The organism is Streptomyces sp. NBC_00464, assembly GCF_036013915.1.
In the GTDB taxonomy this organism is placed as follows: Bacteria; Actinomycetota; Actinomycetes; order Streptomycetales; family Streptomycetaceae; genus Streptomyces.
Map to the genome: position 1 here is coordinate 2,326,182 of NZ_CP107899.1, position 15,935 is coordinate 2,342,116.

General features: G+C 71.2%; 12 protein-coding genes. 5 read left to right on the forward strand and 7 right to left on the reverse strand.

The features are described 5' to 3' along the window. The first annotated feature begins 84 nt into the window (after positions 1 to 84). On the forward strand, positions 85 to 1,287 hold the full coding sequence (locus tag OG912_RS10025) for a glycoside hydrolase family 1 protein (protein ID WP_327709047.1): 1,203 nt from the start codon (positions 85 to 87) through the stop codon (positions 1,285 to 1,287). Positions 1,288 to 1,547: 260 nt separating this feature from the next. Next, the gene (locus OG912_RS10030) at positions 1,548 to 3,020 is read left to right on the forward strand and encodes a glucoamylase family protein (RefSeq protein WP_327709048.1); all 1,473 of its coding nucleotides are present in this window, start codon (positions 1,548 to 1,550) and stop codon (positions 3,018 to 3,020) included. A 16-nt stretch (positions 3,021 to 3,036) separates the two neighbouring features. Here the strand turns inward: OG912_RS10030 and OG912_RS10035 are convergent, their stop codons facing one another. Next, complete coding sequence (locus OG912_RS10035; RefSeq protein WP_327713386.1) at positions 3,037 to 4,038, reverse strand: hypothetical protein; 1,002 nt, start codon at positions 4,036 to 4,038, stop codon at positions 3,037 to 3,039. A 271-nt stretch (positions 4,039 to 4,309) separates the two neighbouring features. Here OG912_RS10035 and OG912_RS10040 point away from each other — a divergent pair, with 271 nt between their 5' ends. Together OG912_RS10040 and OG912_RS10045 are read left to right on the forward strand one after the other, a co-directional pair. Further along, complete coding sequence (locus OG912_RS10040) at positions 4,310 to 6,415, forward strand: TPM domain-containing protein (RefSeq protein WP_327709049.1); 2,106 nt, start codon at positions 4,310 to 4,312, stop codon at positions 6,413 to 6,415. A 68-nt stretch (positions 6,416 to 6,483) separates the two neighbouring features. Beyond that, the gene (locus tag OG912_RS10045; RefSeq protein ID WP_327709050.1) at positions 6,484 to 7,194 is read left to right on the forward strand and encodes a PspA/IM30 family protein; all 711 of its coding nucleotides are present in this window, start codon (positions 6,484 to 6,486) and stop codon (positions 7,192 to 7,194) included. Positions 7,195 to 7,211: 17 nt separating this feature from the next. Here the strand turns inward: OG912_RS10045 and OG912_RS10050 are convergent, their stop codons facing one another. From OG912_RS10050 to OG912_RS10075, 6 genes are all read right to left on the reverse strand, one after another. Further along, positions 7,212 to 9,788 carry a SpoIIE family protein phosphatase gene (locus OG912_RS10050; RefSeq protein ID WP_327713387.1) on the reverse strand — a complete coding sequence of 859 codons (2,577 nt, stop codon included), beginning with the start codon at positions 9,786 to 9,788 and terminating at the stop codon, positions 7,212 to 7,214. 193 nt (positions 9,789 to 9,981) lie between these two features. Next, positions 9,982 to 10,410, reverse strand: a complete 429-nt coding sequence (locus tag OG912_RS10055; protein WP_327709051.1) for an ATP-binding protein — start codon at positions 10,408 to 10,410, stop codon at positions 9,982 to 9,984. A 175-nt stretch (positions 10,411 to 10,585) separates the two neighbouring features. Continuing rightward, complete coding sequence (locus OG912_RS10060) at positions 10,586 to 10,990, reverse strand: (deoxy)nucleoside triphosphate pyrophosphohydrolase (protein ID WP_327709052.1); 405 nt, start codon at positions 10,988 to 10,990, stop codon at positions 10,586 to 10,588. A gap of 52 nt (positions 10,991 to 11,042) precedes the next feature. Next, entirely contained in the window at positions 11,043 to 11,243 is a 201-nt protein-coding gene (locus OG912_RS10065) for an SPOR domain-containing protein (RefSeq protein WP_327709053.1), read from the reverse strand. Positions 11,244 to 11,452: 209 nt separating this feature from the next. Next, positions 11,453 to 13,216 (reverse strand): purine-cytosine permease family protein, encoded by a 1,764-nt coding sequence (locus OG912_RS10070; RefSeq protein WP_327709054.1) that lies wholly within the window; start codon positions 13,214 to 13,216, stop codon positions 11,453 to 11,455. 265 nt (positions 13,217 to 13,481) lie between these two features. Further along, the gene (locus OG912_RS10075) at positions 13,482 to 14,234 is read right to left on the reverse strand and encodes a GntR family transcriptional regulator (protein ID WP_326738488.1); all 753 of its coding nucleotides are present in this window, start codon (positions 14,232 to 14,234) and stop codon (positions 13,482 to 13,484) included. Between the two features lie 265 nt (positions 14,235 to 14,499). Between OG912_RS10075 and OG912_RS10080 the strand changes: the two genes are divergently transcribed. Further along, positions 14,500 to 15,882, forward strand: a complete 1,383-nt coding sequence (locus OG912_RS10080) for a glycoside hydrolase family 18 protein (RefSeq protein ID WP_327709055.1) — start codon at positions 14,500 to 14,502, stop codon at positions 15,880 to 15,882. Positions 15,883 to 15,935 lie beyond the last annotated feature (53 nt).

Genomic DNA, 15,935 nt, shown 5'->3' on the forward strand with positions numbered 1-15,935 from the left:
CGGCCCCACCGACACGTACGAGGCCGCGCACCCCACACCCCGCGCCCGGCCACACCCCTTCACGCACCAGAAAGACAGTTTGCGATGACTCACACCCAGGTCCCGTTCCCCGAAGGCTTCCTGTGGGGCGCCTCCACGGCCGCCCACCAGATCGAGGGCAACAACACCAACAGCGACTGGTGGGTCAAGGAGCACACCGCGGGCACCCACATCCAGGAGCCCAGCCTGGACGCCTGCGACAGCTACCACCGCTGGCACGAGGACATGGACGTGCTGGCCGGACTGGGCTTCACCGACTACCGGTTCTCCATCGAGTGGGCCCGCATCGAGCCCGCCGAGGGCCAGTTCTCCCGGGCCGAGCTCGCGCACTACCGCCGGATGGTCGAGGGCGCCATCGAGCGCGGGCTGCGCCCCATGGTCACCCTGCACCACTTCACCGTCCCCCAGTGGTTCGAGGCCCGCGGCGGCTTCACCTCCGAGGGCGCGACCGAGCTGTTCGCCCGCTACGTCGCGGCCTGCGCACCGGTCATCGGCGAAGGCGTCAGCCACGTCTGCACCATCAACGAGCCGAACATGATCGCCGTCATGGCGGGCCAGGCCAAGCGCGGCGACATCGGCTTCCCGCCCGCCGGTCTGCCGACCCCGGACGACGAGACCACCGTGGCCGTGATCGCCGCCCACCACGCGGCCGTCAAGGAGGTCAAGGCGATCAACGCCGACATCCAGGTCGGCTGGACCATCGCCAACCAGGTCTACCAGGCCCTCCCCGGCGCCGAAGAGGTCACCGCGGCCTACCGTCACCCCCGCGAGGACGTCTTCATCGAGGCCGCCCGCGGCGACGACTGGATCGGCGTGCAGTCCTACACCCGGACGAAGATCGGCACCGACGGCCCGATCCCGACCTCGGACGACGTCGAGCGCACCCTCACGCAGTGGGAGTACTACCCCTCCGCCGTCGGGTACGCGCTGCGCCACACCGCCGACATCGTCGGCCACAACGTGCCGCTGATCGTCACCGAGAACGGCATCGCCACCGACGTCGACAGCCGCCGCATCGACTACTACACCGGCGCGCTGAACGAGGTCGCCTCCGCCCTGGAGGACGGCCTCAACATTCAGGGCTACCTGGCCTGGAGCGCGCTCGACAACTACGAGTGGGGCTCCTACAAGCCCACCTTCGGCCTCATCGGCTGGAACCCGGAGACGTTCGAGCGGCTGCCGAAGCCGTCCGCCGTCTGGCTGGGCGAGATGGGCCGCACCCGCGCGCTGCCGCGCGACGCCGGCTGAGACCGGCCCCATGACCGGGAGCTCCTGACGGCTCCCGCGCGTACGGAAGCCGGCGGAACCTGACATCCGCCGGTTTCCGTACCGCACCTTCCGCACCACCCGCACCTTCAGCTTCACCGCACCAACGGCGCGGCCCGGGTCCCACAGCCCCGGCCGTGCCGACAGCCGTACCCGAAAGCGGCGGCGGAGGCGCGCCTCCGCCGCATCGAGCACGCCACGGAACTCCCCATCCCCCTTCTGCCACCGGGAGCTGGACCTTCATGGACCGTCGCACGTTTCTCACCGCCGCCGGGACCGGGGCCGCCGCCCTGTCCCTCGGAGCCGTATCCGCGCCCTCGGCAGGCGCCGCCCCGCTCGGCCGCACCCCGGACCCGCAGCTGCTGCTGCGCTGGTTCCGTGACACGTACCGTTCGATCGAGGCAATGACCACCGGTCTCGGTCTCGCCGTCGACAAGATCGACGTGAGCGGGCCGGACGGCCCCGTCCAGTCACGCCAGACCTCGCCGACCAACATCGGCTGCGGCCTCTGGTCCACCGTCGCCGCCGCCGGACTGGGCGTGATCAGCGACGCCACGATGCGGCGCAGGCTGGAGCTCACCGTCCGGTCCGTCGAGCGGTTGGAGCGCCACCACGGCTTCTGGCTCAACTGGTACGACGCGCACGACGGTTCGGTGCTGACCGAGTGGCCCGGCACCGGTGACCCGGTCCGCCCGTTCCTCTCGTCCGTCGACAACGCCTGGCTGATCACCGGCCTGCGCATCGCCGCGGACGCGGCCCCCGCGCTGCGCCCGCGCATCGCCCGCATCCTGTCGGACGCCGACTGGTCGTACTACTACACGCCCTACGACCCGGCCGACCCGGTCGCCGGCCCCGGCCAGTTGCGCGGCGGCTTCTGGACGGACACCGAGGAGCCCACCGGCCACCACTACGGGGCCCTCAACACCGAGCCCCGCATGGCCAGTTACCTAGGAATCGCGGACGGCTCGCTGCCCGCCGACCACTACTGGCACCTGCTGCGCACCATGGTCCCCGGCAACGGCCAGGAGCAGGAGCCGCAGGGCAGCTACGTGGCGATGGACGGCATCCGCGTCTGGCAGGGCCACTACACGCACCGCGGCCGCAAGCTCGTCCCCACCTGGGGCGGGTCGATGTTCGAGGCGCTGATGGTCCCGCTGTTCGTACCGGAGCCGGAGTGGTCGCCGCAGTCGTGGGGCCGTACCCATCAGCGCTATGTGCGCAGCCAGATCGAGCACGGCATGACGGAGGCGGAGTACGGCTACTGGGGATTCTCGCCCGCCAACATCCCCGAGGGCGGCTATCAGGAGTACGGCGTCGACGCGCTCGGCATGCAGGTCGACGGTTACGCCTCCAACACCGACCGTACGTACACGACGGACGGTGCTCCGCTGCCGCCCGCGTCGGCGTTCACCAACGGCGTGGTGACCCCGCACGCCTCGTTCCTCGCGCTGCCGTACGCGCCGGCCGAGGCGGTGGCGAACCTGCGGGCGCTGGACCGCGACTTCGGCGCGTACCACGACGGCTACGGCTTCCGGGACTCCGTCAACGTCTCCACCGGACGGGTCAGCGACTATCTGCTCGCCCTCGACCAGGGAATGATCACGGCGGCCCTGGCCCAGGCGCTCCGCCCCGGCCTCCTGCAACAGCCGTTCCGGACGGGTGGGTTCCGTTCCCGCGTACGGCCGCTGCTCGCCAAGGAGCGCTTCAGTATCTGAGCCGGCCCCGCCGGAGTCAGTGCCAGCCCTCCCGGTACGCCGCCCAGTCGCCGTCCTCCGCGGCGAAGTCGACGTACAGCGCCACCCCGAACCGCTCCCGGCCGCGGTCGGTGCGCCCCAGCCCCAGTCTGGTGCCGCGGACCGCGGCCGCGACCGTCTCGGCCGATCCGTGGTGGCCCAGGTCGTTCTCGTGGAAGAACGGCAGGCCCATCAGCAGATCGGTGTCGCGGGGCGTCACTTCGAGGGCAAGCGACGTCTGCTCGGCGACGTACCCGCCGAACAGCCCCTCCAGCGGCATCCAGGTGTCGTACGACATGACGGCGATCTGGTCGACCCTGCGGGCCACCTGCCCGAAGTACTTCTGCGACCACCACTTGCCCCGGCCGGTGAGCGCGCCGAGGACGCTCTGCGCGGCGGGCAGCGGGTCGATCTGGTGGGCGGCGACGGAGAGCGGCACCTCGCGGGCCCGGGTGAGAGCGTGCAGGTCGTCCAGGAGCGAGAGGTAGTGCGCGTCGCCGGAGTGCAGCGGCTCCAGGTCGAAGTGCACCCCGTCGAACCCGGCGTCCAGGATCCGCCGCGCCGAGCCGACGACCGCCTCGCGTGACGCGGCACGCTCCAGGCGCAGCCCGTCGGGCCCCTCGCTCGCCAGCCTGTCCCCGAGCCATGCCTGGACGCGGATGCCGGGCATGGTGCGGTGCACGGCATCGATCAGCCAGTGGGCCCGGGGGTAGCGGGCGGCGGGCAGGGTGCCGTCGTGCTCCAGGGGCCCGGCGTGGACGTACAGGTCCTTGATGCCCGTGCCCTTGATCCGGGCGGCGAACGCGGCGAGGTCGGCGTCCTTCTTCCGCCCGTCGACCCAGGCGTGCCCCAGCCAGATGGCGTCGCGGCCACGGGTCCGGGTGCCGTCCCCGGGATCACCGGTGTAGTTGAGCCGCAGCGCGACACCTGCCGTGAGGACCGGCACCACGATCACCAGGACCAGCGCCAGCGCGATCCGCCGCGGCCAGGTGCTGAGCATCCGGGCCGCCCCGCTCCGTACCGCGGCGGACGCCCGCCCCATTCGCTCACGCACGTGCGTGCCCCCTGTATGTCTCGGTCGTATGTCTCGGTGTGTGTCTCGGTGTACTCCGGCTGTACGAACGGGCTGGGCGCGTCCCTCGGTGCGCCATGCCCGTACGAACAGCAGGACGCGCCAGGTGAGGGGCCCGTTCCCGGGCCAGGTGTGCGGAGCGTGTGCCGGGTCGCGGGGCTCCTGAGCCGGACATAGCCTCACAAACGTGATGCCGCCTGTGAGCCGAACCCGGATCCTCATACCGGGCCGGGCCCTGCTCACCGTGCTGTTGACGGTGTGCTGGCTGGCCCTGTCCCCCGCGCTGACCGCTCGCGCCGACGACCCCATCACGCTGTCCCGGGACGGGCAGATCACCGACAAGGTCGGTGCGCTCGGGGACCGCAGGGCCCAGGTGGTCACCGCGCTCGACCGGCTCTACGACCAGCGCCGCATCCAGCTCTTCGTGGCGTACGTCCGTGACTTCTCCGGGCGCTCCGCCCAGGACTGGGCCGATCAGACGGCCGACCGCAACGGGCTCGGCCTCGATGACGTGCTGCTGGCCGTCGCCACCCACGACCGGCAGTACGCGTACTCCGTCGACCAGGACTCCCGGCTCACCGACGCGCAGCTCCAGGACGTGGCGAGCACCGCCATCGAGCCGGCGCTCAAGGAGAACGACTGGGCGGGTGCCGCGATCGGGGCCGCCGACGGGTACTCCGCCGTCCTGGCCGGTTCGCCCGTCCCCACCCCCGCCATCACCCCGGGCGCCGACGACCCCGGAACGGGGAGCTCCGGCGGGACGAGTACCGGTGACCTGGTGCTGCCGATCGTCCTCGTCGGCGGCGTCGCAGCCGTCGCGGCGTACGCCTTCACCCGGCGCAAGCGGCGCGCCACCACCCGTACGACGCCCGCCGCGACGGGCTGGGGTCCGGCCGGAGCCGGGCCGGGCGAACCGGCGCAGCCGCCCACTCCCCTCCCCGAACTCGACGCACAGGCGAAGCAGACGCTCGTCGACACGGACGACGCGGTCCGCACGAGCGACGAGGAACTCGGATTCGCCACCGCCCAGTTCGGCGAGGAGGCCGCCGCACCGTTCACCGAGGCGGTCACGTATGCCAAGGGCGAGCTGACGGCGGCCTTCCGGCTGCGCCAGCAGCTCGACGACGCCATTCCGGAGGACGACGCCACCCGACGCCGGATGCTGGACGAGATCATCAGCCGCTGCGCGGACGCCAACGACCGGCTGGACGCGGTCTCCGAGGACTTCGACCGGCTGCGCGAACTGGAACGCAACGCCCCGCAGGCACTGGCGGCGGCCGAGAGTCGGTTCCGGACGCTCGCCGGCCGGGCCTCCGCCGCCGAGGCCACGCTCGTCTCGATGCGCGGCAGTTACGCGGAGTCGGCTTCGGCCCCCGTCGCGGGCGACATCGAACAGGCCAAGGACCGGCTCGTCTTCGCGACGTCCTCGCTCAACCAGGCCCGGCAGGCGGCCGACAGCGGCGACAACTCCGCGGCGGCGGTGTACGTACGGGCCACCGAGGGTGCGATCGGCCAGGCGGCCACCCTCGTCGACGGCATCGACCGGCGCGCGCGGGAACTCGGCGAGGCGGCGGGCAGGCTGACGGCCGCGCTCACCGAGATGGAGACGGACCTGGCAGATGCGGGCGGGCTGCTGGAGGGCACGGGGCAGGGGGTGTCCACCGCGGACCTCCGCGGCCGGATCGCCCGTGCGCAGTCCGTGGCCCGTGATGTGCGGGAGGAGGTCGAGGCGGGTCCGTACGACCCCATCGACGCCCTGCGCCGGGTGGAGGAGGCGGACGCGGTGCTGGACGAGGCGCTGGCCGGTGCGCGCGAGAAGGAGCAGGGCAACCAGCGGGCCCGTTCCCTCCTCGACCAGGCGTTGCTCACCGCGCGGTCGGCGATCGGGGCCGCCGCCGACTACGTCTCCACCAACCGGGGCGCGGTCGGCAGTCAGGCCCGGACCCGGCTGACGGAGGCCCAGCGGCGGCTGGAGCGGGCCGGCGAGCTGGCCGGGGCCGACGATCCGCAGGCCGCGCTGGCCGAGGCGCAGCGGGCGGACGCGCTGGCCGGGGAGGCGCGGAGCCTCGCGGAGCAGGACGTGCGCGCGTACGGGGGCCGTGGCGGTCCGGGCGGCATGCCGGGAGGGGGCGGCGCGGGCGGCGGCATGGGTGGTGCGGTCCTCGGCGGGATCATCCTCGGCGGGCTCCTGGGCGGTGGCGGGCGAGGGGGCGGGTTCGGAGGCGGCGGCTTCGGCGGCGGCGGCCCGGGCAGCTTCGGCGGCGGGGGGACGCGCGGCCGGCGGGGCGGCGGCGGCCGCTTCTGAGCGGGGCCGGTACCCGTACCCGTACACACCACGTTGCAGAGCAGGACCGGACACACAGGAGAGGTGCCATGACCAAGCAGACCATCCTCGGACGCGTCACCCAGCTGGCGAAGGCCAACATCAACGCCCTGCTCGACCAGGCCGAGGACCCGCAGAAGATGCTGGACCAGCTGATCCGCGACTACACGTCCAACATCTCGGAGGCCGAACAGGCCGTGGCCGCCACCATCGGCAATCTGCGCCTGATGGAGCAGGACCACCGCGAGGACGTGGCGGCGGCCAAGGAGTGGGGCGAGAAGGCGCTCGCCGCCAGCCGCAAGGCCGATGAGCTGCGGGCGGGCGGATCGGGACCCGACGCCGACAAGTTCGACAACCTGGCCAAGGTCGCGCTCGGCCGCCAGCTCCAGTCGGAGAAGGAGGCGAGGACCGCGGAGCCCACGATCGCCTCGCAGACCGAGGTGGTCGACAAGCTGAAGTCCGGCCTGGACCAGATGAAGACGAAGCTGACGGAGCTGAAGTCCAAGCGTGACGAGCTGGTCGCCCGCGCCAAGTCCGCCCAGGCGCAGAACCAGATGATGGACTCCGTCAAGAACATCGACGTCCTCGACCCGACCAGCGAGCTGAGCCGCTTCGAGGACAAGGTGCGGCGTGAGGAGGCGAAGGCGATGGGCAAGCAGGAGCTCGCCGCGTCGTCCCTGGACGCCCAGTTCGAGCAGCTGGACACGTTGGGCGACAGCGCCGAGGTGGAGGCCCGCCTCGCCGCGCTGAAGACGGCCTGACCTCTTCGGGGCCGTCCTCAGAACATGCTGAGCAGTTCCTCCACCGTGCGCTCGGCGGCCGGTCGGCCGTCGGGCAGCGGCAGTTCGAACCAGACGGTCTTGCCGCGCGGTGTCCGCCGCGACCCCCAGGCCGCGCTCAGCAGTCCGACCAGCTGAAGTCCGCGGCCCCCCTCGTCCGTGTCGCGCGCCCGGCGGCGGCGCGGCTGGACGAGGCCCGCGTCCCATACCTCGCACACGAGGGTGCGGTCGCGCAGCAGCCTCAGCCGGATCTCGCCCTCGCCGTACCGCAGGGCGTTGGTGACGAGCTCACTGACCAGCAGTTCGGTGGTGTCCACCAGGTCGTCGAGGTCCCAGGCGATCAGCCGGCTGCGGGCCAGCTCCCGGGCGCGGCCGACCGAGCGGGGCTCGCGGGGCAGCCGCCAGTCGCCGACGGCGTCGGCAGGCAGCCCCTGGATGCGGGCCATCAGCAGGGCGATGTCGTCCTCGCCGTGCCGGGTGTCGAGCGAGCTCAGTACGTGGTCGCAGACGTCCTCAAGAGGCCGGGCGGGTTCGACGAGGGCTTCGCGCAGCGCTTCGAGCCCCTCGTCCAGCGGATGGTCGCGGGACTCGACGAGACCGTCGGTGTAGAGGGCGAGGAGGGCGCCCTCCTTGAGCTCCACCTCTACTTCCTCGAAGGGTTCGCCGCCGACGCCGAGCGGCATGCCGGGCGGGACGTCGAGGAGCAGCGCCGCTTCGCCCGGCTCGACGACGACGGGGGGCAGGTGGCCGGCGTTGGCGAAGGTGCAGCGCCGGGTGACCGGGTCGTAGACGGCGTAGACACAGGTCGCGAGATAGACCTCGGAGAGGTCCGCCTCACGTGACTTGTGCGCGGCCCGCGAGGGCCACTGGGCGCCGCCGCCCGCATCGGCCGAGGTGCCCGCGCCGGGTGTGCCGAGGCCCCGGGCGACCTCGTCGAGCGCGGAGAGCACCTCGGCGGGTTCCAGGTCGAGGAGGGCCAGGGTTCTCACGGCGGTGCGCAGCTCGCCCATGGCCACGGCGGCGCGCAGGCCGCGGCCCATCACGTCGCCGACGACGAGGGCGGTGCGGTGGCCGGGGAGCTCGATCACGTCGAACCAGTCGCCGCCCACCTCGGTGGCCGTGTTGCCGGGCAGATACCGGCAGGCGATGTCGAGCCCGGCGGCCTCGGGGTCGCCGGGCGGCAGGAGGCTGCGCTGGAGTATCAGCGCGCGCTCGTGCTCGCGGCGGTAGAGGCGGGCGTTGTCGATGCAGACGGCGGCGCGTGCGGCGAGTTCGGAGGCCAGGGAGCGGTCGCGTTCGCCGAAGGGCTCGCTGCCCTTCGTACGGGAGAACTGCACGAGGCCGACCACGGTGTCGTGGGCGACCAGCGGCACGGCGAGCGTGGACTGGACGAAGCCGCGGTCGTCGCCGGGCACGTCCTCCACATGGCCGGTGCGCAGGGCGATGGCGCAGGGCGAGCCGAAGGAGTAGCGGTGCACGGCGCCGAGTGCGGGCGGGCGGTCCGCCGTCCGTGGCTCGGCGGCGCCCGAACCGGGGCCCGGATCGGGGGCGGCGTCGGGCAGGACGTCCGACACGGCGCTGGCGAAGGCAACGCGGCGCAGTTCGGCGGAACCGCCGACCGCTTCCCGGCGCAGGGAACCCCCGCTGCCCGGCGGCGTCTCCTCGCCGGTGAGCAGGGCCTGGTAGAGGTCGACGGAGGCGAGGTCGCAGAAGCCGGGCACGGCGACGTCGAGAAGTTCGCGGGCGGTCGTCTCCAGGTCGAGGGAGTTGCCGATGCGGGCGCTCGCCTCGTTGAGCAGGGCGAGGTTGCGCCGGGCGCTGGCCGCCTCACGGGCCGCGATGTGGCGCCGGGTCACATCGGTGGCCAGTCCGGCGATGCCGATGGGGCGGCCCGTGCCGCTGTGCACCCGGTAGAGGTTCATCGACCAGTGACGGCGCTCGATGTCGCCGGGGATGGTGCCGACGAGCTGGAGGTCGGTGACGGAGTCGCCGGTGGCCAGGACGTGTTCGAGCGTGGCCGTCAGCCGGTCCGCCTCCACGCCTGTGAGGTAGTCGTCGACCGTGCGGCCACGGTGGTCGTCCGCCCGGCCGCCGAAGACGGTGGCGAACCGCTGGTTGGCCCGCACCACGGCAAGATCGGTACCGAACAGCACGAAACCAAAGGGAGATTGTCCAAAAATCGCCTGCGAGGCCGCAAGGTCCGTCTCGATGGCTCGCAGTGCGCGGACGTCCACGACGATGCAGACCGCCGCCCGTTCACCCGACGCCGTCTCGCTCGGCATCACATAGATCTCGGCGAGCCCGTGCACGGCGTCCTCGCCCGGCATCCGGAAGGGGACGAGGCCCGTCCACTCCTTGCCGTCGAGCACCTCACCGATCCGCCGGTGGCCGTCCCGGCGCAGCTCGTCGGGCATGAAGGCCTCGACCGGGTCCTTGCCCACCGCCTCGTGAGCGGCAACGCCGAAGAGGCCGGTGGCCCGGCGGCTCCACTGCTCGATCAGGCCATCGGGGCCGATCGAGAAGGAGGCGACCCTGATGTAGTCGTAGATCGAGCCAGGCGGACTGCTCTGCCACACGACATCGCCCGTTGTCCCAGGTATTTCGCTCACGCGACCGTCCCCTCCAGCTCACACACCGGACCGGTCCTGCCCGCAGTATTCAGCACTACGGCCCCGACCGACACGGCGTTCACGATCACAGCACGGTCTCAGTCCGTTTCGGCCAGATTCTGACGGACCTTCCGTGATCGCTGTTCGTCCCACCTCACTCCTAACCAGGCAGGGCCAGCTCGAACCACACCGTCTTGCCGCTCTTTCCGCGCCGGGTCCCCCACCGTCGGGCCGAACAGGCCACGAGCTGCAGTCCTCTGCCGCCTTCGTCGTCGGGTCCAGCCATACGTTCGGTGGGCGGATCCGGAAGCGGATCGGAGACTTCCACGAGCAGGCCGGGGTGGACCGCGGGGCCTTCACCGTCGGGGCGGGGGCGCACCAGCCGCACCCCGATGGGGCCCGCCGTGTACTGCATGGAGTTGGTCACCAGCTCACTGACCAGCAGAACGGCCACATCTCCGACGGCCGTGTCGAGCCCCCAGCAGCGCAGCGCGTCATGGACGGCGTGCCGGGCCGTGCGCACGGCGCCGGGAACAGCCGGAAAGCTCCACTCGGCGCTGTCGCCTTCGGTATCGATCACGCCGATCACTTCCCAAGACCAGCAACGGGAACGCCCTGTGTACGGGGGACTAAACACCACATACCCGAAATACAGGATGAAATACCGCCGGTGTCGACACGTGAGGCGTACGGAGGTAGGGGCGCGCACACGAACGGCTGTACGCGTAACGAGGGGCGCACAGGACCGGCTCCGGGCGCTCCGCTCAGCGGTGTGCGCCGCCCGGCTGCCGGCGTACGGCTTCGGCCACCGCGGGCAGATCCTGCTCCAGCCAGTCCACCGTGCCGCTCTCGCCCGGCCCGAGCCAGCGCAACTCGTCGTGGTCCTCGAGCGGTGCGGGCACGCCGGAGACCAGCCGGACCGTCCATACCTGGAGCACATAGCCGGGCTTGAGCGGCCACTCACCGGGGATACGCTCCAGCGGCTCCGCCTCGATGCCCAGCTCCTCCCGGAGCTCGCGCACGAGCGCCTGCTCGCCGCTCTCCCCCGGCTCGACCTTGCCGCCCGGCAGCTCCCAGCGCCCGGCCAGCTCCGGCGGGGCGCTGCGGCGCGCGGCCAGCAGCCGCCCCCGGTCGTAGACGGCTCCGGCCACCACTACGCGATCAGTCATGGTGCGGAGCGTAATGCCCCGTCATGGACGCCCGGAGAGGCGAGGGGGCGCACTACGGGCGGGCAGTCTGCCCTACCCGCTCGACCCAGTAGAGCTGCTTGTGGCCGTGGGTGTCGAGCTTGTCGGCGGTCCGCTGCGCCTCGTCCTGCGTGGCATACCTGCCCACGCGGTAGCGGCTGCCGTTGTCGTCCTGCCGTATCACCAGCCAAGGGAGCACGGCCCCGCTGTCGCTCATCGTGTCCCTCCCGAGCATTGCGCCCCTCCCCTGAACGGCGTGCACGTCTCTAAGGATCCCCAGGAAACCGCAGTACGCATATGCCCGAGCCTACGCCTGACCTTCACTCAACGAATACGTAATTGCACAAAGAGATACTGATCCGGCCAGGAGTGGACCAACTCCCTGGGGGCGCATCCGGATGGATGCGCCCCCAGGGAGTTCCGCGGTACTTCGAGAGCGACGCGCTACGCCGGGCCCGCGCCGCCGCGCAGTACCGGCATCGGCATGAGGACCGGCCCTTCGGCGGGGTCCTTGCGGCAGACGTCGCCGCATTCGGCGTCCAGGGAGCAGCAGAGCGAGCAGATCGGCCCGGACTGCACGGGGCAGTCGGCGATGTCCGGGAGTTCGTACGCCGTTTCACAGACCGCGCAGGTGTGGGTGGCGGTGATGTCCGCGACCTCGACGCCCGGCCCGTTCACGGGATTGGGCCGGGCCAGGTAGTACTTCCCCTTCGTCGCCCAGGCGATGAGCGGACAGAGCGTCAGCGAGAGCCCGGCCGCGATGAAGGTCGAGAAGGCCTCCGCGTACGTACCGAACAACCCGAAGAAGGCGAGGATCGAGACGGTCGAGGCGATCACCATCGACCCGAATCCCGCCGGGTTCACCGCGTACAGATAGGCCCGCTTGAACTCGATGTACGGCGGGCTCAGCCCGATCCGCTTGTTGATGACGAGGTCGGCGGCGACTGCGGCGATCCAGGCGATGCCCACGTTGGAGTAGAAGCCCAGCAGCTTGTTGAGGGCGGCGAACATGTTCATCTCCATCAGCGTCAGCGCGATGACGAGATTGAGGAAGATGTACCAGACCCGGCCGGGGTGGCGGTGGGTGATCCGGGAGAAGAAGTTCGACCAGGACAGCGAGCCGCTGTAGGCGTTGGTCACGTTGATCTTGATCTGCGACACGATCACGAAGAGCGCGGCGGCGGGCAGCGCGAAGGAGCCGAGCCAGGGCTTCAACGCCTCGATCTGCGGGGCGATCGGCTCCAGCGCGTGCGTCTTGCCGACGGCTTCCAGGGCGACGAAGGCGAGCAGCGCGCCGCCGAGCTGCTTGGCCGCGCCGATGATGACCCAACCGGGTCCGGCGGCGAGTACGGCGAGGTTCCAGCGGCGCTTGTTGGCCTCCGTCTTCGCCGGCATGAAGCGCAGATAGTCGGCCTGTTCGCCGATCTGGGCGATGAGCGAGAGCGCGACTCCGGTGCCGAGTCCGAAGCCGATCCAGGAGAAGCCCGATCCCGCCCCCTCCGTGCCGCCGAAGGAGCCGAACGCGCCCCAGGCGTCCGGTGCCTCGAAGGCGAGGACGACGAACGGCAGCACCAGGCCGATGATCCAGATCGGCTGGGTCCAGGCCTGCACCTTGGCGAGGGCGCCCATGCCGCGGAAGACGATCGGGATGACGATCAGGGTGGTGACCAGATAGCCCACCTGGACGGGCAGTCCGATGGCCTGGTGCATGGCCTGCGCCATGATCGAGCCTTCGAGGGCGAAGAAGATGAACGTGAACGACGCGTAGATCAACGAGGTCAGCGTCGAGCCGAAGTATCCGAAGCCGGCGCCCCGGGTGACCAGGTCCATGTCGAGGCCGTACTTCGCGCAGGCCCGGGCGATGGGGATGCCGGTGAGGAAGATGATCGTCGCGGCGGCCAGGATCGAGGCGAATCCGCTGGTGAAGCCGTAGGTGAAGACGATCGAGGCGCCGATCGCGAAGTCGGCGAGGTAGGCGATGCCGCCGAGCGCGGTGCCCGCGACCATGGCGGGCGACCAGCGCCGGAAGGAGTGCGGTGCGTAGCGGAGGGAGTAGTCCTCGCGGCTCTCGTCGGCGGCGAGCTTGGCGTAACTGCGCCCCGGAGGCGGGGCGGCGGGCCCGCCCGCGAGGTCTCCCCCGGAGGCGGGCCCGGTCTTCGGTACGGCTTCGTTCGGTACGGCTGTGTTCGGTACGGCTGTGTCCGTCATCGGTGACTTCCCGTTCGTCAGTCCGGTGTGCGGGTCCGAACGGGAAGTTAGGAGCGGGACATGACAAGCCGTCATGGTCGATGATTGCCGGGCGGTTACGAGACCGGGGATGCCGTTAACTTGCCGTCACGGACCCCGGACGCACGCCTCCGGGTATCGGTCACCCGACAGGAACGGCGCTCCACGGACCGAACCGCAGGGTGGGAACGCCCCTCCCGGATCCCGGCACCCCCCGTTCGACAGGAGCCGGCCGGACCGGAGACGGTCACCGGACCGGAAGGTGGTAGGCGATCCGGTAACGGTCGGCCGGGACCACCACGTCGGCGGTCTCGACCGGACGCCCCGACGCGTAGTACGTCCGCTCGATCACCATCACCACATGGCCCGGCACCCCGCCGAGCGCCAGGAGCTCCTCCGCCAGCCCCGGGCGCGCGCCGACCTGTTCGGCCACGTTGTCCACGACGACATCGATCGCGGCCATCCGCTCCACCACCCCGCAGCCGCCCAGCGGGCCCTCCTCCGGCAGCATCACCGGCGTGCGCCCCGTGACCGCGAGGGTCTCCCAGGAGGTGGAGAGCATCATCGGCTCCCCGCCGTCCCGGAACACATAGCGCGTACGCATCACGCGGTCGCCCGGCTCGATGCCGAGCCGCTCGGCGATCTCCGGGCTCGCCCCCTCCTGTTCGCTCCGGGACTCCCAGGTCCCCCGCGCACCCTCCGCCGTCTGCTCCTGCCGGAACGGACTGGCGCCCGCCTCCGAGCGGAAGCCGGAACGGGCGATCCGGCGCGGGACCGGGCGCTCGCGCACATAGGTGCCGGAGCCGGAGCGACCCTCGACCAGCCCCTCGGCCATCAGCACCTTGCGGGCCTCCAGCGCGACGGTGTCCGAGACTCCGTACTCCTCGCGGATACGCGCCTGCGACGGCAGGCGCGTATGCGGCGGCAGCGAACCGTTGGCGATCTTCTCTCTCAGATCGCCCGCAACGCGCAGATAGGCGGGCTGCTCACCGAAAGTCACAGGCCACTCCCCAAGAGGTTGACAGACTGCAACAGCGTCGCAACCGTCGGTTCCGGACCGCAAGCACAGGCCAAAGTTTCACTCGAAGTGATGATTCGCCGACGGCGTGCGCATACCCCGCCCCTGTCCGCCAGGACTCCTCCGGCCGCTCCGGCAGCCCCACCCCTTGACCCCGTTTGGTCCAGACCAATAGTTTCCTCTCCACACAGCACGGCCACGCACCTCTCAGCACATGCCTCCGCACACGCACACAGGAACGGGCCTCATGCGTCGAAGAACCCTGTCCGGACTGGCCATTGCCGCCTGCGCCCTCTCGCTGGCAGCCACCCTCTCCCCCGCCGCCAACGCCTCCGCGGGACGCGACACGGATCGCGGGAACAACCACCAAAGCTCCGCGCCCGCCTACAAGCGCGTCGGCTATTTCACCCAATGGGGCGTCTACGGGCGCGACTTCCAGGTCAAGGACCTGGAGACGAGCGGCACGGCGGCCAGACTCACCCACATCAACTACTCGTTCGGCAACGTCGGCGCCGACGGCAAGTGCTTCACGGGCAACGTGCCCGGCGAGGCCGACGCCTGGGCCGACTACGTCCGCCCGCTGGACGCGGCCGGCTCGGTGGACGGCGTGGCCGACACCGACGACCAGGCCCTCGCGGGCAACTTCAACCAGCTGCGCGAGCTCAAGGCCAAGCACCCCGGCCTCAAGGTGATGATCTCGCTCGGCGGCTGGAGCTGGTCCACCCACTTCTCGGACGCGGCCCGCACCGCCGCCTCCCGCAAGGCCTTCGTCTCCTCGTGCATCGACCTGTACATCAAGGGCAACCTGCCGGTGGACGGGACGCGCGGCGGCGAGGGTGCCGCGGCCGGTCTCTTCGACGGCGTGGACATCGACTGGGAATGGCCGGGATCCGCCGGTGACACGGACACGGTGTACCACCCCGAGGACAAGCGGAACTTCACGGCGCTGGTGCACGAGTTCCGTACCCAGCTCGACGCGTACGCGAAGACCGGCGCCGCCTCGCGCAAGGGCGGCCACCACGGCACGAAGCCCAAGCACTACGACCTCTCGGCGTTCGTCCCCACGTCCCCCGAGAAGATCGACGCCGGCTTCGACGTCCCGCGCATCATGCGGGACTTCGACTTCGTCAACCTCCAGGGCTACGACTTCCACGTATCCGGCGAGAAGACGACGGCCCAGCAGTCCGCGCTCCGCGCGAAGGGCGACTTCAGCGTCGACCAGACCGTGCGCGACTGGCTGAAGCGCGGTGCCCCGGCCCGCAAGCTCGTCATGGGGATGCCGTTCTACGGTCAGGGCTGGACCGGTGTGACCGGCGGCGGCGACGGCCTCGGCCAGCCCGCCACGGCCCCCGCACCCGCCACCTGGGCGGCCGGTTACGAGGACTACAAGGCCCTGAAGAAACTGGCCGAATCCGGTACGTACAAGGTCCACCGCAACGTCCGTGACGGCAGCGCCTGGCTGTTCGACGGCACCACGCTGTGGACGTACGACGACCCGCAGGTCCTGCGCACCAAGACCGCCTACATCCGCGACCACCGGCTCGGCGGCGCGATGTTCTGGTCGCTGGACGGGGACACGGAGGACGGCGAGCTGATGGCCGCCGTCGACCGCGGACTCTCCCGGCGATAGGCACGCCCCTTCCGGGGCGGCCGCGACACCGCGGCCGCCCCGGACTCCGCACC